The sequence below is a fragment of the Escherichia sp. B1147 genome (assembly GCF_001660175.1).
In the GTDB taxonomy this organism is placed as follows: Bacteria; Pseudomonadota; Gammaproteobacteria; order Enterobacterales; family Enterobacteriaceae; genus Escherichia; species Escherichia whittamii.
The window spans coordinates 80,652-98,152 of record NZ_LFHY01000011.1 but is presented as its reverse complement, the minus strand read 5'-3'; the positions used below and the strand labels follow the sequence as shown (position 1 = coordinate 98,152).

The window sequence follows — 17,501 nt, the reverse complement described above, 5'->3', positions numbered from 1 at the left end:
ATCTCTTTCTGAGCCTCGCTTTATGCGGGGCTTTGTTTTTTGTTACACTGCCGCCAGTCTGACTAAGGTAGTAAATAATTATGCTGATCTTCGAAGGTAAAGAGATAGAAACCGATACCGAAGGCTATCTCAAAGAAAGTAGCCAGTGGAGCGAACCACTGGCGGTGGTCATTGCAGAAAACGAAGGTATTACACTGTCGCCAGAACACTGGGAGGTCGTGCGTTTTGTGCGTGACTTCTACCTGGAATTTAATACGTCTCCGGCAATTCGTATGTTGGTTAAAGCGATGGCGAATAAATTTGGTGAAGAGAAAGGCAATAGCCGCTATCTGTACCGACTGTTCCCAAAAGGCCCGGCAAAGCAAGCCACCAAAATTGCTGGCCTGCCTAAACCGGTAAAATGCATTTAACGGATACGAAAATCCGTTAACTCCCCGGAGGGATGATGCGGCTCGCTAAGAACCCGTTCCACACGCGCTGAACGCGGGCCGCCGCTCTTTAACCACTGCATTAATTTTTCCACCTGCCCTTCTTCACCGCAAGCAACGACTTCCACGCTGCCATCGTCAAGATTTTTGGCGTAACCAGTTAACCCCAGTCTTTTTGCTTCGTACTGGGTGGTATAGCGAAACCCTACGCCCTGAACCCTGCCATAAACCCAGGCAATTATGCAGACTTTCGACATGACTGCTCTCCTTATCCTTAATGGACGCGTTGCAAATCCATGGAAAACTCCGGACAATGGCGCCCATTTCTTTGCATCGACAGAATAGTTAATTATGAGTGTACGTTTAGTGTTAGCCAAAGGGCGCGAAAAATCATTACTTCGTCGCCATCCGTGGGTCTTTTCCGGCGCCGTTGCCCGGATGGAAGGTAAAGCCAGCCTCGGAGAAACCATCGATATTGTTGATCATCAGGGAAAATGGTTAGCACGTGGCGCTTATTCGCCAGCATCGCAAATCCGTGCGCGCGTCTGGACGTTTGACCCGTCAGAATCCATCGACATTGCCTTTTTTACTCGCCGTTTACAACAGGCGCAAAAATGGCGCGACTGGCTGGCGAAAAAAGATGGCCTCGATAGCTATCGTTTAATCGCGGGCGAATCTGATGGTCTGCCAGGCATTACTATCGATCGCTTCGGCAATTTTCTGGTGCTGCAACTGCTGAGTGCTGGCGCAGAGTATCAGCGCGCGGCATTAATTAGCGCCCTGCAAACGCTCTATCCGGAGTGCGCAATTTACGACCGCAGTGACGTCGCAGTACGTAAAAAAGAAGGTATGGAACTGACCCAGGGTCCCGTTACCGGCGAGCTGCCGCCTGCCCTGCTGCCGATTGAAGAACACGGTATGAAGCTGCTGGTGGACATTCAACACGGTCACAAAACGGGCTACTACCTGGACCAGCGTGACAGCCGCCTGGCTACCCGCCGCTACGTTGAAAATAAACGCGTACTCAACTGTTTCTCTTATACCGGCGGTTTCGCCGTCTCGGCATTAATGGGTGGATGCAGCCAGGTAGTCAGCGTCGATACTTCGCAGGAAGCCCTGGATATCGCACGGCAGAACGTTGAGCTGAACAAACTGGATCTGAGCAAGGCTGAGTTTGTCCGTGATGACGTCTTTAAATTGCTGCGTACCTATCGCGATCGCGGTGAAAAATTTGACGTTATCGTGATGGACCCGCCGAAGTTTGTTGAGAATAAAAGCCAGTTGATGGGCGCCTGCCGTGGCTATAAAGACATCAACATGCTGGCCATTCAGCTGTTGAATGAGGGCGGAGTTCTCCTGACTTTCTCATGTTCTGGCCTGATGACCAGCGATTTATTTCAGAAAATCATCGCCGATGCCGCAATTGATGCCGGTCGTGATGTACAATTTATAGAGCAGTTCCGTCAGGCCGCCGATCACCCGGTGATCGCTACCTACCCGGAAGGGCTATATCTGAAAGGGTTTGCCTGTCGCGTCATGTAACTTGAAAAGTGAAATTTTGCCCATATATCAAAGGTAAAGATTTCCCGGGAGGTGACTATGATTGCCAGCAAATTCGGTATCGGCCAGCAGGTCCGCCATTCCCTGTTAGGTTATCTCGGAGTGGTCGTGGATATCGACCCGGTTTACTCGCTCTCTGAACCGTCGCCTGATGAGCTGGCGGTGAATGACGAGCTTCGCGCCGCTCCGTGGTACCACGTGGTGATGGAGGATGACAACGGCCTACCGGTTCATACCTACCTGGCTGAAGCCCAGCTAAGTAGCGAATTGCAGGATGAACATCCAGAGCAACCGTCAATGGATGAGCTAGCGCAGACTATCCGCAAACAACTCCAGGCGCCGCGTCTGCGTAACTAATCCTCATAAACATGCCCGGAAGGTTTTTTCCTTCCGGGTATTTTTTATTTAGCCAGGCCCAGACGGGGGATCTCAATCGCCGGGCAGCGATCCATCACCACGTTTAGCCCTGCATCACGCGCCAGCACCGCCGCCTGTTCATTTATCACACCCAACTGCATCCATAAGGTTTTCGCACCGATAGCGATCGCCTCCTGCGCCACGCCCCATGCGGCTTCTGAATTACGGAAGACATCGACCATATCCACTTTTTCCGGAACCTCCGCCAGCGTGCCGTAACCTTGCTGGCCTAACAGCGTTTTACCGGCGACCTTTGGCGAGACGGGAATAACGTGATAGCCCTGATCGAGCAGATATTTCATTACGCGATAACTTGGGCGATCGGGTTTGTCACTTGCTCCCACCAGCGCAATGGTGCGAGTGGACGTTAAAATGCCTGCAATATCGGTTTCTTTCATCATTTCCTCCAGACTATTTACCAAAGTGTACGACAATCCCGACATCCCAACCATGTAGCTAATACGAATGAATGAGAGCAAAAGCGGAAAATATGTCTATATGTTAGTAAGTATGATTAAAGAAAAATTTTGATACATTATTAGTCGGGCGGTCTTTGGACAGGAGCTATCTATGAAAACCGGCGTTATGACCACCTTGATTGCACTATGTTTGCCGGTATCCGTTTTTGCCACCACACTGCGGCTGTCCAGCGATGTTGATCTCCTGATACTCGACGGTAAAAAGGTTTCCAGTTCTCTGCTTCGCGGTGCTGACAGCATCGAACTGGATAATGGACCACACCAATTAGTGTTTCGCGTTGAAAAGACAATCCATCTATCCAGTAATGAAGAACGACTTTACATCTCCCCGCCGCTGGTCGTTAGCTTTAATACCCAGCTCATTAGCCAGGTAAATTTTCGCCTCCCTCGCCTGGAGAATGAACGAGAAGCTAACCATTTTGACGCTACGCCGAACCTTGAATTGTTAGATGGCGATGCGACGCCGATTCCGGTGAAGCTGGACATTCTGGCTATTACTTCAACCGCAAAAACGATTGATTATGAAGTCGAGGTCGAGCGTTACAACAAATCCGCAAAACGTGCTTCGCTACCGCAATTTGCCACTATGATGGCAGATGACAGTACACTGCTCTCCGGCGTTTCGGAACTGGATGCAATTCCTCCGCAGTCACAGGTGCTCACTGAACAACGGCTGAAGTATTGGTTTAAACTGGCTGACCCACAAACGCGTAATAACTTCCTGCAATGGGCGGAAAAACAACCTTCTTCCTGAAATTTTTGTGCCTGTGCGCAGGCTTTTTCGGTCTTTATCTTGCAGCGAGAAGTGCTTACAGTAGTCTGTAGGAAAGTTAACTACGGATGTAAATTATGGAACTGACAACTCGCACAATGGCGGCGCGTAAACATATTGCGCTGGTGGCACATGATCACTGCAAGCAAATGCTCATGAGCTGGGTGGAACGGCATCAACCGCTTCTGGAGCAGCACGAACTTTATGCAACGGGCACCACGGGTAACTTAATTTCCCGCGCAACAGGAATGAACGTCAACGCGATGCTGAGTGGCCCGATGGGCGGCGATCAGCAGGTTGGCGCATTGATCTCAGAAGGGAAAATTGATGTGCTGATTTTCTTCTGGGACCCGCTGAATGCTGTACCACACGATCCCGACGTGAAAGCGTTGCTGCGTCTGGCGACGGTGTGGAACATTCCGGTCGCCACCAACGTGGCAACGGCTGATTTCATCATCCAGTCACCACATTTCAACGACGCTGTAGATATTCTGATCCCGGATTATCAGCGTTATCTCGCTGAACGCCTGAAGTAAGTTCGCACAGGCGGCACTCGCCGCCTGTTTTTTACGGTTTTCTTGCTACCGGTACATCCAGTTTTTTCAGGTCGTCCACAAAGGGAGAAGGATTCTCTTTGCTGAACAGTACCCATACCCGGTGCCGTGCGCGAGTGAGCGCAACGTACATCAATCGCCGTTCTTCGGCATCCGGGTAGTCCTCTACCGGCGGCAGTAGCGCCTCTTCCATAATTGACTCACGCGCCACAGCCGGGAAGCCATCGCTCCCCTCCTGCAAACCAACGATGATGACGTAGTCGGCCTGTTGCCCTTTGCTGGCATGAATGGTCATAAAGTCGATTTGCAGCTTCGGCCAGCGCGTCCTGGCTTTCTCCAGACTAACGGGCTTCAGGTGGTGATAACGCGCCAGTACCAGAATGCGCTCTTCGGGTTTGACATAACCAGATAGCTTGTCCAGTAAAGCGTCAAGCTGACTCTCGTCCAACAAGGTGACGGCTTTTTTGTCGCCATTCGTTAAGCTATTCAGCGGTTTTTTCAACTGATTAGGGTTCTGCTGAATAAAACGATTTGCCACCTCTCCGATACGGCTATTGAAACGGTAAGTAGTATCTAAATCACAGCGGTCGCCTTCACCGAAGTTTTCATGGAAGGCCGTGGTGAGCGACATTTGCGCGCCGCTGAAGCGGTAAATAGCCTGCCAGTCATCGCCAACAGCAAACAACGTTGCCTGGCTATTTTGTTTACGCAATGCTGCCAGCAAGGCCGCACGCTGTGGGGAGATGTCCTGGAATTCATCAACCAGAATATGTTTCCACGGGCTGATAAACCGTCCTTTCTCAAGGATAGCAATCGCCTGATGAATCAGACCTGAAAAATCGACGGCGTTTTCCGCTTTCAGCGCACCTTTCCAGGCTTTCAGCAACGGCGCCATCAATTTGATTCGTTTACTGAACAGATCCCGAATCTCTTCAGGCGCATTGGCAATCATTTCAGCCTGCGCGCCGCCGTGCATCCGCATCAGGCTGACCCAGCGATCGAGACGTGAGGCGAGACGACGCTGCAATTTTTCATCATCCCAGAAGTTTCCTTCTGGCACTGACCACTGCATTTCTTCCGTTAGCCATTGCCGCCAGCCCTTCGCCTGCGCTTTCTTTTCACTACACTGCTTGCGCCACTCAGCAATAAAGAGTTCATGGCGGGCTGCGGTGTCATTTTCCAGGTTACTGACTGTCGGTACTTTTTTGCTGCCCTGCTGAATAATATGCAGGGCCAGAGAATGAAACGTGCGAGCGGTAATCTCTTCGGTACGCAGTCGTTCGCGGATCCGCTCGTCCATCTCTTCCGCCGCTTTTCGGCCAAACGCCAGCAATAAAATTTGCTCGGGTGATGCTTCACCACGCGCCAGTAACCAGCCAGCGCGCGCCACCAGCACAGACGTTTTTCCGCTTCCTGCGCCAGCCAGCACTAACAGGGAATGCTCACCATTAACCACCGCCCGTGCCTGCGCCGGATTAAGCGGTGAAGACTCAACCTGACGGAAAAAATCCGCATATTCGTTAAGCATGGTTTCGGTATACGCCTGATTATGCTGCAACCGACTGCCTTCAATATCTTTCAGCCAGGACTGACATTTACGCCACGCCTCACGACAGTTATCAAATTCCTCCAGGCGATTAACCGGTAATGGCAACGCTGACAAAGCCTGACGAATTTGTTGCTGTACCCCAGTGGTTTGCTCCCGCGTCAGCCATTTTTTTTCTCCTGTGCGGGCAGCAATAAGATCCAGTTGTTGCTGTAATACGCCAGCAGCAATTTCGCTCATTTCCTCGCTCCAGCGCCGCCAGTGAGCATCAAGATGATGGTGAAAACGCTGCGTCTCTGCCCATTCAGTGCCATGCAGACGCACGACTTTTTCATCAGGCAACACAAATTCCAGCTCGCCCCATACCAAACCACGTTTGCAGTGAATAGCCAGTAGTTGATTGAAAGGAATAAGGTATTCGTGGCGATCGCCGGAAACTTTTATCCCGGCATTGAGGATCACCGCCCGATCGTAAGGGTGCTGTGCCAGACGTTTGCCAAGAGTTGTCGCTTTCAGTTCCATGTCTCTGTAGATCCACACGATGTCATTTCTTATCAGTGTAACCGCCAGAGAAAACGTGCTCCAGCCCAAAAAAACGTTACAATTGCCGCCCATTACTGAAAACCACAGTAAAGCGAGGTTTTATGCGTACCGTTTTGAACATTCTGAACTTTGTGCTTGGCGGATTCGCCACCACTCTTGGCTGGCTGTTAGCGACCCTGGTCAGTATTGTGCTGATTTTTACCTTACCGCTGACACGATCATGCTGGGAGATAACCAAACTGTCTCTGCTGCCTTATGGCAATGAAGCTATTCATGTCGATGAACTAAACCCGGCGGGCAAAAATGTGCTGCTAAACACTGGCGGTACGGTGCTGAATATCTTCTGGCTGATTTTCTTCGGCTGGTGGCTATGCCTTATGCATATAGCAACAGGTATCGCGCAATGCATTTCCATCATTGGTATTCCGGTTGGTATTGCGAACTTTAAAATTGCCGCTATTGCACTGTGGCCGGTCGGACGCCGCGTGGTATCAGTAGAAACAGCTCAAGCTGCGCGTGAAGCCAATGCACGTCGCCGTTTCCAATAATCCAACATTATGGCCTTTATGCTAAGTCCTTTGCTCAAACGCTATACCTGGAACAGCACCTGGCTGTATTACGCGCGCATTTTTATCGCACTTTGCGGCACTACTGCGTTTCCGTGGTGGCTGGGTGATGTAAAACTGACAATTCCGCTGACTCTCGGAATGGTGGCAGCAGCACTGACCGATCTCGACGACCGACTCGCGGGACGTCTGCGTAATCTTATTATTACGCTGTTCTGTTTTTTTATTGCCTCGGCTTCAGTAGAGCTGTTATTTCCGTGGCCCTGGCTGTTCGCCATTGGTTTAACGCTCTCCACCAGCGGCTTTATTTTGCTCGGCGGTCTGGGTCAACGCTATGCGACCATCGCCTTCGGTGCATTGCTGATTGCCATTTACACGATGCTGGGAACCTCTCTGTATGAGCACTGGTATCAGCAGCCTATCTATCTGCTTGCTGGTGCAGTTTGGTACAACATCCTGACACTTATTGGTCATTTGTTGTTCCCTGTCCGCCCGTTGCAGGACAACCTGGCACGTTGTTATGAACAACTGGCGCGGTATCTGGAACTCAAGTCACGTATGTTTGATCCTGATATTGAGGATGAAAGCCAGGCACCACTGTATGATTTGGCGCTCGCCAACGGGCAGCTCATGGTGACGCTGAACCAGACGAAAATCTCGCTGCTGACCCGCTTACGCGGCGACCGCGGTCAGCGAGGAACGCGTCGTACACTGCATTATTACTTTGTCGCGCAGGATATCCACGAGCGGGCGAGCTCTTCACATATTCAGTATCAAACGCTGCGAGAACATTTTCGTCACAGCGACGTACTGTTTCGCTTCCAGCGCCTGATGTCGATGCAGGGACAAGCTTGCCAACAATTGTCACGCTGTATTTTGCTGCGCCAGCCTTATCAGCACGATCCACATTTTGAACGCGCTTTTACGCATATTGACGCCGCACTTGAGCGAATGCGCGAAAACGGTGCGCCCGCCGATCTGCTAAAAATACTGGGATTCCTGCTGAACAATTTACGTGCCATTGATGCCCAACTGGCGACTATTGAATCAGGACAAGTCCAGGCGCAGCCCCACAATACAGACGAAAATGAACTCGCCGACGACAGCCCTCGCGGGTTTAGTGATATCTGGCTGCGTCTTAAGCGTAACTTAACGCCGGAGTCTGCACTCTTCCGCCACGCGGTGAGAATGTCGCTGGTATTGTGTGTTGGCTACGCCATCATTCAAATTACCGGGATGCATCACGGGTACTGGATCTTGCTGACAAGTCTGTTTGTCTGCCAGCCAAACTATAACGCCACGCGCCACCGTCTGAAGTTAAGAATTATTGGTACATTGGTGGGTATTGCTATTGGTATTCCTGTGCTGTGGTTTGTTCCGTCACTGGAAGGGCAACTGGTGCTGTTGGTGATTACCGGCGTGCTCTTTTTTGCCTTCCGTAACGTGCAATACGCTCATGCAACGATGTTCATTACGCTTCTGGTGCTACTGTGCTTCAACCTGCTGGGTGAAGGTTTTGAAGTCGCACTGCCTCGCGTAATCGATACGCTTATCGGGTGTGCAATAGCATGGGCGGCGGTGAGCTACATCTGGCCCGACTGGCGGTTTCGCAATCTGCCGCGAATGCTTGAACGCGCGACGGATGCTAACTGTCGTTATCTCGATGCCATTCTTGAGCAATATCATCAGGGGCGTGACAACCGTCTGGCGTATCGTATTGCCCGTCGCGATGCGCACAACCGTGATGCTGAACTGGCATCGGTGGTGTCGAATATGTCCAGTGAACCGAATGTCACACCGCAAATTCGCGATGACGCGTTCCGTTTACTGTGCCTTAACCATACGTTTACCAGCTATATTTCTGCCCTCGGCGCACACCGCGAGCAGTTAACCAACCCTGAAATTCTGGCGTTTCTTGATGATGCAGTTTGCTATGTTGATGACGCGCTACATCATCAACCTGCCGATGAAGAACGCGTCAATCAGGCATTAGCTGGCCTGAAACAGCGGATGCAACAACTTGAACCACGGGCAGACAGCAAAGAACCTCTGGTCGTACAGCAAATCGGGTTACTGATTGCATTACTGCCAGAAATTGGCCGTCTGCAACGTCGGATTACTCAAGTTCCTCAGGAAACTCCTGTTTCGGTGTAATAGAATCAGCCCATTCTGCAAGCTCCTGGCGGCGTGCCACCGGGAGCGCAGCTTCATGAATACCGATAATTGCGCCTTCAAGCATGAACAGAATCTTTTCTGTCACCAGACTGTTATGCTGCCGTAGTCGCAACCAACACATTTTCGCCCCAAGTATACGTAGCGCCCGAACATCCTTAATCCCCACTTCCCCAAGAATCGCTTCCAGGTGATAAGACATATTGGGCAAATCTTTCAGCCGTTGCTGGGTATCGCGCGTGCTTTTCTCTTTAAGCGCAGCGTCCAGCGAATATTTCGACAGCCGCACCAACTTCTGTTGATTCCGCCATAAGCTTTCATCAACCCGGTAGTAATTGAGAGTAACGGGGCGGCCACACTTTTTATATGTCAACCAGACTGGGGGATGTTTTACACAGTACTGTGCGCTTTGCTCACAAGCCCGAAGATACAACTCACCATCAGAAACCATCGCAAACACTGTATCGTCAATGGTCAGACTGTAACTGCCAAACAACGAACGATATTCAATAGTGCCTAACGTCGACAGGTATTCTTGTGACTTATAGATCCGCTTGTAGGAGAGGCTTTTCATAAAATTCCTTTTAAAATCATAATATAAAAGAATGATTCACATTAACGGATCCGTTAAATACGAAAATAGGCAACTTATTCTCAAGGGGCAAGATTAATTTAAGTTTTCAGGTCACCAACGACAAAAATTGCGAGGCTCTTTCCGAAATTTGTGTTGATCTTTGTTGTCACTGGATGTACTGTATATTTATACAGTAACTCACAGGGCTGGATTGATTATGTACACTTCAGGCTACGCAAATCGTTCTTCGATGTTCTCCTCCACAGCAAGCAAAATTGCGCGTGTCTCTACGGAAAACACTACAGCCGGGCTAATTAGTGAAGTTGTCTATCGCGAAGATCAGCCCATGATGACGCAACTCCTGCTTTTGCCATTGTTACAGCAACTCGGCCAACAATCGCGTTGGCAACTTTGGTTAACGCCGCAACAAAAACTAAGTCGTGAATGGGTTCAGGCAGCGGGACTACCCTTAACTAAGGTGATGCAGATAAGCCAGCTTTCCCCTTGTCACACTGTGGAATCAATGGTTCGTGCTTTGCGTACGGGAAATTACAGCGTAGTGATCGGTTGGTTGGCAGACGATCTGACAGAAGAAGAGCATGCTGATCTTGTCGATGCCGCTAATGAAGGCAACGCAATGGGGTTTATTATGCGTCCAGTAAGCACACACTCTCACGCCACGAGACAACTTTCTGGGCTAAAAATTCACTCAAATTTGTATCATTAAGTAAATTTAGGATTAATCCTGGAAATTTTTTTGTTAACCCGTAGACGCTTTCACTCGTCACTAATTTTACTTGTGGAGGCTTGTCTGAAGCGGTTTCCGCGATTTTATCCTGTAAAGTATCGTTAACAAAAAAGGTTAAACGTACCTTATACAAGTCTTTTTTTTCATATGCCTGACGGAGTTCACACTTGTAAGTTTTCAACTACGTTGTAGACTTTACATCGCCAGGGGTGCTCGGCATAAGCCGAATTTATCGGCAGAGTTACTATTGAGCAGATCCCCCGGTGAAGGATTTAACCGTGTTATCTCGTTGGAGATATTCATGGCGTATTTTGGATGATAACGAGGCGCAAAAAATGAAAAAGACAGCTATCGCGATTGCAGTGGCACTGGCTGGTTTCGCTACCGTAGCGCAGGCCGCTCCGAAAGATAACACCTGGTACACTGGTGCTAAACTGGGCTGGTCCCAGTACCATGACACTGGTTTCATTCCTAACAATGGTCCGACCCACGAAAACCAACTGGGTGCAGGTGCTTTTGGTGGTTACCAGGTTAACCCGTATGTTGGCTTTGAAATGGGTTACGACTGGTTAGGTCGTATGCCGTACAAAGGCGACAACATCAACGGCGCATACAAAGCTCAGGGCGTTCAACTGACCGCTAAACTGGGTTACCCAATCACTGACGATCTGGACATCTACACTCGTCTGGGTGGTATGGTATGGCGCGCAGACACCAAGGCTAACGTACCTGGTGGCCCATCCTTTAAAGACCACGACACCGGCGTTTCTCCGGTATTCGCAGGCGGCGTTGAGTACGCGATCACTCCAGAAATCGCTACCCGTCTGGAATATCAGTGGACCAACAACATCGGTGACGCTAACACCATCGGTACTCGTCCGGACAACGGTCTGCTGAGCCTGGGTGTTTCCTACCGTTTCGGTCAGGGCGAAGCAGCTCCTGTAGTTGCTCCGGCTCCGGCTCCGGCTCCAGAAGTACAGACCAAGCACTTCACTCTGAAGTCTGACGTTCTGTTCAACTTCAACAAAGCAACCCTGAAACCGGAAGGTCAGGCTGCTCTGGATCAGCTGTACAGCCAGCTGAGCAACCTGGATCCGAAAGACGGTTCCGTAGTTGTTCTGGGTTACACTGACCGCATCGGTTCTGACGCTTACAACCAGGGTCTGTCCGAGCGTCGTGCTCAGTCCGTCGTTGATTACCTGATCTCCAAAGGTATCCCGTCTGACAAGATCTCCGCACGTGGTATGGGCGAATCCAACCCGGTTACTGGCAACACCTGTGACAACGTGAAACAGCGTGCTGCACTGATCGACTGCCTGGCTCCGGATCGTCGCGTAGAGATCGAAGTTAAAGGCATCAAAGACGTTGTAACTCAGCCGCAGGCTTAAGTTCTCGTCTAATAAAAAACCCCGCTACTGCGGGGTTTTTTTTCATCTGTAGCAAAGTAAATGACCTTCGCCAGTTATTCCTTACCAAGTAATGCCTGCAAATCCTGCTTCAAAGAAGACATTTTATTTGCATACTTCTCTTTGTTTTCAGCATCTTCAATCAGCTGGACAATCGTTTCGGATAGCGTTTTACCTCGCCGTTGCGCAAGCCCTGCTAACCTTTGCCAGACAATAAATTCCAGATCGATAGATTTCTTGCGCGTATGCTGATGCTCCGCATTAAAGTGCCGTTTTCGTCTGGCCCGAATCGTCTGTTTCATACGATTAAGCAGCTCTGGATTCATATGTTTTTCAATCCAGCCATTTACGAGTACAGGTTCGTTCTCCAGCGATAGCAACACATCGACGGCTTCCTGGGCGGCACTGGCCTCTATGTAACGGGTGATCAACTCACCTTCACGGTGCTTCTTCACCAGATATTTCCATTTCCAACCACTTTCAAGATTTTCAAGTTGTTGATATTTCATAGCGATCTCAATGTTACCGTGTAACTCTTTACAGAATATCAGCTTTTTACCTGCGTGATGAAAAGAATCTCTGTCCTGTGAGCCTTAACGCGTATGCCAGGACTTTTGTCGGTGCTTTCTACGTGTGCTGCAGTGCCGGTTACGGTATAATCGCGCCTTTGACAACAGACTAAAAAACATCGACTTTGACCATTACGAAACTTGCATGGCGTGACCTGATTCCTGATACCGAAAGCTATCAGGAAGTATTCGCACAGCCACATTTGATTGACGAAAACGATCCTTTATTCAGTGACACTCAACCGCGACTGCAATTTGCGCTTGAGCAGTTACTGCACGCGCGGGCATCATCCTCTTTTATACTGGCGAAAGCGCCGGAAGAATCCGATTATCTGAATCTTATAGCCGATGCAGCACGCACGCTACAAAGCGATGCAGGCCAATTGATGGGCGGTCACTATGAGATTTCCGGCCACACCATACGCTTACGGAACGCAGTAAGCGTTGACGATAATTTTGCGACCTTAACCCAGGTTGTTACAGCTGAGTGGGCTGAAGCCGAACAGCTTTTTGGCTGTCTGCGCCAGTTTAATGGCGACATTACCTTGCAGCCAGGACTGGTACATCAGGCCAATGGCGGCATTTTGATTATCTCCTTGCGTACACTGCTGGCCCAGCCACTGCTGTGGATGCGTCTGAAGAACATCGTCAACCGGGAACGCTTCGATTGGGTAGCATTTGATGAGTCGCGCCCTCTCCCCGTCTCTGTACCTTCGATGCCATTGAAGCTGAAAGTCATTCTGGTAGGCGAACGCGATTCATTGGCCGATTTCCAGGAGATGGAGCCAGAGTTGTCCGAACAAGCTATCTATAGCGAATTTGAAGATACTCTGCAGATAGTCGATGCCGAATCCGTAAGCCAGTGGTGTCGCTGGGTGACTTTTATCGCCCGACATAACCACTTGCCAGCGCCAGATACCGACGCCTGGCCGGTACTTATCCGCGAGGCAGTACGCTATACCGGTGAGCAAGAAACGCTGCCACTTAGTCCGCAGTGGATCCTCCGCCAGTGTAAAGAGGTCGCTTCATTGTGCGAAGGTGATACCTTCTCCGGCGAGCAGCTAAACTTAATGCTGCAGCAGCGGGAATGGCGCGAAGGTTTCCTCGCCGAGCGCATGCAGGATGAAATCCTTCAGGAACAGATCCTGATTGAAACCGAAGGTGAACGCATCGGTCAGATAAACGCCCTTTCGGTAATCGAGTTCCCGGGCCATCCGCGCGCATTTGGCGAGCCTTCGCGCATTAGCTGTGTTGTACACATTGGCGACGGCGAATTTACCGACATCGAACGGAAAGCGGAACTTGGTGGCAACATTCACGCTAAAGGGATGATGATCATGCAGGCGTTTTTGATGTCGGAACTTCAGCTTGAGCAACAGATCCCTTTCTCGGCGTCACTCACCTTTGAGCAATCTTACAGTGAAGTGGATGGTGACAGCGCATCAATGGCCGAACTCTGCGCTCTAATCAGCGCCCTCGCCGATGTCCCGGTGAATCAGAGTATCGCCATTACAGGTTCAGTGGATCAGTTCGGTCGCGCCCAGCCAGTGGGTGGTCTGAATGAGAAAATCGAAGGCTTCTTTGCTATCTGCCAGCAGCGTGAGCTAAGTGGGAAGCAAGGTGTGATAATCCCCAGCGCTAACGTCCGCCATTTAAGTCTTCACAGTGAACTGGTGAAGGCGGTAGAGGAAGGCAAATTCACCATCTGGGCAGTGGACGATGTGACTGATGCACTGCCGTTATTATTAAATCTGGTGTGGGATGGCGAAGGCCAGACGACGCTGATGCAAACTATCCAGGAACGTATCGCGCAAGCATCGCAACAGGAAGGGCGTCACCGTTTTCCGTGGCCACTACGTTGGCTGAACTGGATTATTCCGAACTGATCGGACTTGTTCAGCGTACACGTGTTAGCTATCCTGCGTGCTTCAATAAAATAAGGCTTACAGAGAACATGGTAGATAAACGCGAATCCTATACAAAAGAAGACCTTCTTGCCTCTGGTCGCGGTGAACTGTTTGGTGCTAAAGGCCCACAATTGCCAGCACCAAACATGCTGATGATGGACCGTGTGGTCAAAATGACTGAAACGGGCGGTAACTTCGACAAAGGGTATGTAGAAGCAGAACTGGATATTAATCCGGATCTGTGGTTCTTCGGTTGCCACTTCATCGGTGATCCGGTAATGCCGGGCTGCCTGGGCCTGGACGCGATGTGGCAGCTGGTAGGGTTCTACCTCGGCTGGCTGGGCGGCGAAGGTAAAGGCCGCGCCCTTGGCGTTGGCGAAGTGAAATTCACAGGCCAGGTGCTGCCGACGGCGAAAAAAGTGACCTATCGTATTCACTTTAAGCGCATTGTTAACCGTCGTTTGATTATGGGCCTGGCGGATGGCGAAGTGCTGGTTGATGGTCGTTTGATCTATACCGCCAACGACCTGAAAGTGGGTCTGTTCCAGGATACGTCTGCATTCTGATTTTAATCAGACAGAGTACAAAAAGGCGAAACCTCCGCATTGCGGAGGTTTCTTTTTAAAGAGACAGAATCAGGCCATTACTACCCTGTCCGCCATGGCTTCTCGCCAGCCTCCCAGCCATTGTGACCTTTGATTCAGCGTCTGATAGGGACACATTTCTTTTGAGCGTCCGGCGATGCCGGCCTGATAACCACGTTGATGTGCCCGTTCCAGGCGATCTCGTTTTTGTCTCTTCATGCCTCGTTTCCCTCATACTGGTTTCTGGTGGAAAAGAAAACAGTGATTACTAAATGTGCAATCACAGTTAAGCAATACCGCGAATCATAACTGCCGTCAATGCGCAAAATTCACACCACTGCCATATTTGTGAGCTACACGGGCATGTCGGTTGTACAAAAAATGTGAAACGGAACAAGTTTTCCCGTGACTTATAAACAAAAAAACCGCCTCAGGCTACATGCCGGAGACGGTTATATTTACAAATCTTTATAATTAAGGTAAACGCTTTATCTCTTGCGCAATAGTCGCGGCTTCCTGACTCCAGACACTGGCCAGCACTTTGACCATTTCATCGTAACCATCCTGATTCTGCACCCCTTCCACACGGAACGGACGTTTTATCAGTTGTCCCTGATGGTTTAGCAGCCACTCGCCACTCACAATCACCTTACCATCGTAACGGCCGTTAAACTCCGTCACCGTCACATTAAGCGTGTCCTGAGTGCTTCCCAAAGGCTGGGAAGCTACGACCCAACCGGGCAGTTGTGCACTCAGGTTAGCGACCAAAGTATTGCGCAACTGTTGGTCCAGCGGGCTGGCCCACAGATTGTTATTGGCAATCACATACTTCACATCACTGGTCTGATATACCACGCCATTCCCTGCCAGATAATCAGGTACAGAAACCTGCTCGACCCATAGCAGGCGGTTACCCTGGCTGGCGGTACTTTGCGTACCGCTCTGCACGACAGGCAATTGGTAATAGTTTTTGTTAATTTCACCGGAGCTGCATCCGGCCAGCCACAGTGCAGCTATCGTCACTAGCCACTTTTTCATTGTTTCGCCCTCTTCGGCTCTGGATCTTTCTTATCCTTCGCTTCAAATACCAGCGCGTTGCTCTTCTCGTTGAGCGTTTTCAGAACCGGTTGCAGTTCACGCAATACCTGATCAAGACGCTGCATATCCGCCACCATCTTGTTATAAGCTGCGGAACCCGGCTGGAAGCCCTGCATGCTGCGGTTCAATTCGCGTAGTGTCGACTGCATATCCGTCGGCAACTGTTGCATCGACTGGCTGGCAAGGATCTTGTTCATACTATCCAGCGTAGTCTGCAGGTTTTTCATCGTGCGCTGACTTTCCGACAGTGTACTGGTCGCCTGTTCAATCATCGGATTCAACGGCAGTTTGTTAATCTTATCCAACGCTTCCATCAGACGTTGCTGGATTTGCGCCAGACCACCGCTAACGGTCGGGATTATCTGATAGCCATTAAACTCACGCACACCGGTAATTGCCGGGGTATTTGGATAGAAGTCCAGATCAACGTACAGCGCTCCCGTAACCAGATTCCCGGTCTTCAGTGAACCGCGTAAACCGCGCTTCAGCAATTCGGCCAGGTGTTCTACCACATCAGCATTTTCACCTAACTGCATTTTCAGTCGTTCTGGTTCAATACGCACCATGACTGGAATGCGATAATCATCGTTAAAGACCTGACGCATATTCGGCGCAAAGAATGGCACTTTGCTTACCGTACCGAGACGAATACCGCGGAATTCCACTGGCGCGCCTGGTTGCAGACCGCGTACCGAATCTTTAAAGAACATCAGGTAATCAATGTGATCTGTGTACAGTGAATCCTGAATACTCTTCTGATCATCATACAAAACGAATGACGTTTTTGGCGCAACCGGCTGTCCCAAATCCAGCCCTTCAGGCACGTCAAAGCTGACACCACCACTTAGCAACGTCGTCAATGAACCCATCTCTACGCGCATCCCCGCCGATGTCAGATCCACCGCTATGCCGCTATCTTTCCAGAAGCGAACGTTGCTGGTTACCAGGCGATCATAAGGCGCGTTGATGAACAGTTGATAGCTGATATTACGCTTCTGGGTATCGAAGGTGCTGGTTTCAACCGACCCTACGCGATATCCACGAAACAGCACGGGATCTCCCGCTGTGAGCTGCCCAGCTTTGTTGCTGTCAAGAATGACACGGATCCCTTTGGCATCTGGTGGGGCCAACGGTGGAGAATCAAGCAAATCATATTTTGTTTGCTTGCTGCCTGCAGCCCCCGGTTGCAACTCGATATACACCCCGGAAAGCAACGTACCAAGACCACTGATGCCTTCACGGCCAATTTGTGGTTTCACTACCCAAAAGACAGTATCTTTGTGCAGCAATTTTTCCATACCGGCGTTGAGACGCGCTTTGATTTCAACATGCGTTAAATCATCAGCCAGCGTAGCACTTTCGACCACACCGACGTCCACGCTACGGCTTTTAATGGTCGTCTTGCCGCCTTCTATTCCTTCCGCATTAGCAGTGATCAGGGTAACTTCCGGCCCTTGATGACTGTAATGATAAAAAAGTACCCAGGCCCCGATGAGTGCCGTAACGATGGGAAATATCCACACAGGGGACCAGTTCTTCACTTTCTGGATTTTGGCTTCCCCACTATTAGATTCCATA

19 protein-coding genes are annotated in these 17,501 nt (G+C 50.2%); 11 read left to right on the top strand and 8 right to left on the bottom strand.

Annotated elements, in window-relative coordinates; translation table 11 throughout:
* Positions 1-80: 80 nt before the first annotated feature.
* Complete coding sequence (tusE, locus tag A9180_RS09925) at positions 81-410, top strand: sulfurtransferase TusE (protein WP_000904443.1); 330 nt, start codon at positions 81-83, stop codon at positions 408-410.
* Here tusE and yccX read toward each other — a convergent pair.
* Entirely contained in the window at positions 407-685 is a 279-nt protein-coding gene (yccX, locus tag A9180_RS09920) for an acylphosphatase (RefSeq protein ID WP_000048252.1), read from the bottom strand. The genes tusE and yccX overlap by 4 nt on opposite strands.
* 94 nt (positions 686-779) lie before the next feature.
* On the opposite strand from yccX, the gene rlmI reads away from it, so the two are divergent.
* Positions 780-1,970 (top strand): 23S rRNA (cytosine(1962)-C(5))-methyltransferase RlmI, encoded by a 1,191-nt coding sequence (rlmI, locus tag A9180_RS09915; RefSeq protein WP_064528417.1) that lies wholly within the window; start codon positions 780-782, stop codon positions 1,968-1,970.
* Positions 1,971-2,027: 57 nt separating this feature from the next.
* Positions 2,028-2,345: a heat shock protein HspQ gene (hspQ, locus tag A9180_RS09910; RefSeq protein ID WP_001295356.1), complete on the top strand. Its 318-nt coding sequence runs from the start codon at positions 2,028-2,030 to the stop codon at positions 2,343-2,345.
* A 44-nt stretch (positions 2,346-2,389) separates the two neighbouring features.
* Here hspQ and A9180_RS09905 read toward each other — a convergent pair whose 3' ends face one another.
* Positions 2,390-2,803, bottom strand: coding sequence for a CoA-binding protein (locus A9180_RS09905; RefSeq protein ID WP_064528416.1), 414 nt, complete (start codon positions 2,801-2,803; stop codon positions 2,390-2,392).
* A gap of 172 nt (positions 2,804-2,975) precedes the next feature.
* Between A9180_RS09905 and A9180_RS09895 the strand changes: the two genes are divergently transcribed.
* Both A9180_RS09895 and mgsA read left to right on the top strand, forming a co-directional pair.
* Complete coding sequence (locus A9180_RS09895; RefSeq protein WP_064528413.1) at positions 2,976-3,638, top strand: DUF2057 family protein; 663 nt, start codon at positions 2,976-2,978, stop codon at positions 3,636-3,638.
* Between the two features lie 95 nt (positions 3,639-3,733).
* Positions 3,734-4,192, top strand: a complete 459-nt coding sequence (mgsA, locus tag A9180_RS09890; RefSeq protein WP_064528411.1) for a methylglyoxal synthase — start codon at positions 3,734-3,736, stop codon at positions 4,190-4,192.
* A 31-nt stretch (positions 4,193-4,223) separates the two neighbouring features.
* Here mgsA and helD read toward each other — a convergent pair whose 3' ends face one another.
* Positions 4,224-6,278 (bottom strand): DNA helicase IV, encoded by a 2,055-nt coding sequence (gene helD, locus A9180_RS09885; protein WP_064528409.1) that lies wholly within the window; start codon positions 6,276-6,278, stop codon positions 4,224-4,226.
* 122 nt (positions 6,279-6,400) lie between these two features.
* On the opposite strand from helD, the gene A9180_RS09880 reads away from it, so the two are divergent.
* Both A9180_RS09880 and yccS read left to right on the top strand, forming a co-directional pair.
* Positions 6,401-6,847 (top strand): YccF domain-containing protein, encoded by a 447-nt coding sequence (locus A9180_RS09880; RefSeq protein ID WP_064528407.1) that lies wholly within the window; start codon positions 6,401-6,403, stop codon positions 6,845-6,847.
* Between the two features lie 9 nt (positions 6,848-6,856).
* A complete protein-coding gene (yccS, locus tag A9180_RS09875; protein ID WP_074399512.1) occupies positions 6,857-9,019 on the top strand; it encodes a YccS family putative transporter in 2,163 nt (720 codons plus the stop codon).
* On the opposite strand, the gene sxy is transcribed toward yccS, so the two are convergent.
* Entirely contained in the window at positions 8,982-9,611 is a 630-nt protein-coding gene (sxy, locus tag A9180_RS09870; protein WP_064528405.1) for a CRP-S regulon transcriptional coactivator Sxy, read from the bottom strand. The genes yccS and sxy overlap by 38 nt on opposite strands.
* A 217-nt stretch (positions 9,612-9,828) precedes the next feature.
* Between sxy and sulA the strand changes: the two genes are divergently transcribed.
* Both sulA and ompA read left to right on the top strand, forming a co-directional pair.
* A complete protein-coding gene (sulA, locus tag A9180_RS09865; protein WP_064528402.1) occupies positions 9,829-10,338 on the top strand; it encodes an SOS-induced cell division inhibitor SulA in 510 nt (169 codons plus the stop codon).
* 356 nt (positions 10,339-10,694) lie between these two features.
* Positions 10,695-11,747 (top strand): porin OmpA, encoded by a 1,053-nt coding sequence (ompA, locus tag A9180_RS09855; RefSeq protein WP_064528817.1) that lies wholly within the window; start codon positions 10,695-10,697, stop codon positions 11,745-11,747.
* A gap of 74 nt (positions 11,748-11,821) precedes the next feature.
* Here the strand turns inward: ompA and matP are convergent, their stop codons facing one another.
* Positions 11,822-12,274, bottom strand: coding sequence for a macrodomain Ter protein MatP (gene matP / locus A9180_RS09850; RefSeq protein WP_064528401.1), 453 nt, complete (start codon positions 12,272-12,274; stop codon positions 11,822-11,824).
* A 185-nt stretch (positions 12,275-12,459) separates the two neighbouring features.
* On the opposite strand from matP, the gene A9180_RS09845 reads away from it, so the two are divergent.
* Together A9180_RS09845 and fabA are read left to right on the top strand one after the other, a co-directional pair.
* Complete coding sequence (locus A9180_RS09845) at positions 12,460-14,220, top strand: Lon protease family protein (RefSeq protein WP_064528399.1); 1,761 nt, start codon at positions 12,460-12,462, stop codon at positions 14,218-14,220.
* A 68-nt stretch (positions 14,221-14,288) separates the two neighbouring features.
* Positions 14,289-14,807, top strand: coding sequence for a bifunctional 3-hydroxydecanoyl-ACP dehydratase/trans-2-decenoyl-ACP isomerase (fabA, locus tag A9180_RS09840; protein WP_000227926.1), 519 nt, complete (start codon positions 14,289-14,291; stop codon positions 14,805-14,807).
* A gap of 69 nt (positions 14,808-14,876) precedes the next feature.
* Here fabA and rmf read toward each other — a convergent pair whose 3' ends face one another.
* The 3 genes from rmf to pqiB all read right to left on the bottom strand — a co-directional run bounded on the left by rmf (position 14,877) and on the right by pqiB (position 17,500).
* On the bottom strand, positions 14,877-15,044 hold the full coding sequence (gene rmf, locus A9180_RS09835) for a ribosome modulation factor (protein WP_000828648.1): 168 nt from the start codon (positions 15,042-15,044) through the stop codon (positions 14,877-14,879).
* A gap of 255 nt (positions 15,045-15,299) precedes the next feature.
* A complete protein-coding gene (gene pqiC / locus A9180_RS09830; protein WP_064528397.1) occupies positions 15,300-15,863 on the bottom strand; it encodes a membrane integrity-associated transporter subunit PqiC in 564 nt (187 codons plus the stop codon).
* Positions 15,860-17,500, bottom strand: coding sequence for an intermembrane transport protein PqiB (pqiB, locus tag A9180_RS09825; protein WP_064528395.1), 1,641 nt, complete (start codon positions 17,498-17,500; stop codon positions 15,860-15,862). The genes pqiC and pqiB overlap by 4 nt, the downstream gene beginning before the upstream one ends.
* Between the last annotated feature and the right edge of the window lies 1 nt (position 17,501).

Coding starts and splice junctions, on each gene's coding strand:
- tusE (WP_000904443.1), top strand. CDS start 81: ATGCTGATCTTCGAAGGTAAAGAGATAGAAACCGATACCGAAGGCTAT.
- yccX (WP_000048252.1), bottom strand. CDS start 685: ATGTCGAAAGTCTGCATAATTGCCTGGGTTTATGGCAGGGTTCAGGGC.
- rlmI (WP_064528417.1), top strand. CDS start 780: ATGAGTGTACGTTTAGTGTTAGCCAAAGGGCGCGAAAAATCATTACTT.
- hspQ (WP_001295356.1), top strand. CDS start 2,028: ATGATTGCCAGCAAATTCGGTATCGGCCAGCAGGTCCGCCATTCCCTG.
- A9180_RS09905 (WP_064528416.1), bottom strand. CDS start 2,803: ATGAAAGAAACCGATATTGCAGGCATTTTAACGTCCACTCGCACCATT.
- A9180_RS09895 (WP_064528413.1), top strand. CDS start 2,976: ATGAAAACCGGCGTTATGACCACCTTGATTGCACTATGTTTGCCGGTA.
- mgsA (WP_064528411.1), top strand. CDS start 3,734: ATGGAACTGACAACTCGCACAATGGCGGCGCGTAAACATATTGCGCTG.
- helD (WP_064528409.1), bottom strand. CDS start 6,278: ATGGAACTGAAAGCGACAACTCTTGGCAAACGTCTGGCACAGCACCCT.
- A9180_RS09880 (WP_064528407.1), top strand. CDS start 6,401: ATGCGTACCGTTTTGAACATTCTGAACTTTGTGCTTGGCGGATTCGCC.
- yccS (WP_074399512.1), top strand. CDS start 6,857: ATGGCCTTTATGCTAAGTCCTTTGCTCAAACGCTATACCTGGAACAGC.
- sxy (WP_064528405.1), bottom strand. CDS start 9,611: ATGAAAAGCCTCTCCTACAAGCGGATCTATAAGTCACAAGAATACCTG.
- sulA (WP_064528402.1), top strand. CDS start 9,829: ATGTACACTTCAGGCTACGCAAATCGTTCTTCGATGTTCTCCTCCACA.
- ompA (WP_064528817.1), top strand. CDS start 10,695: ATGAAAAAGACAGCTATCGCGATTGCAGTGGCACTGGCTGGTTTCGCT.
- matP (WP_064528401.1), bottom strand. CDS start 12,274: ATGAAATATCAACAACTTGAAAATCTTGAAAGTGGTTGGAAATGGAAA.
- fabA (WP_000227926.1), top strand. CDS start 14,289: ATGGTAGATAAACGCGAATCCTATACAAAAGAAGACCTTCTTGCCTCT.
- rmf (WP_000828648.1), bottom strand. CDS start 15,044: ATGAAGAGACAAAAACGAGATCGCCTGGAACGGGCACATCAACGTGGT.
- pqiC (WP_064528397.1), bottom strand. CDS start 15,863: ATGAAAAAGTGGCTAGTGACGATAGCTGCACTGTGGCTGGCCGGATGC.
- pqiB (WP_064528395.1), bottom strand. CDS start 17,500: ATGGAATCTAATAGTGGGGAAGCCAAAATCCAGAAAGTGAAGAACTGG.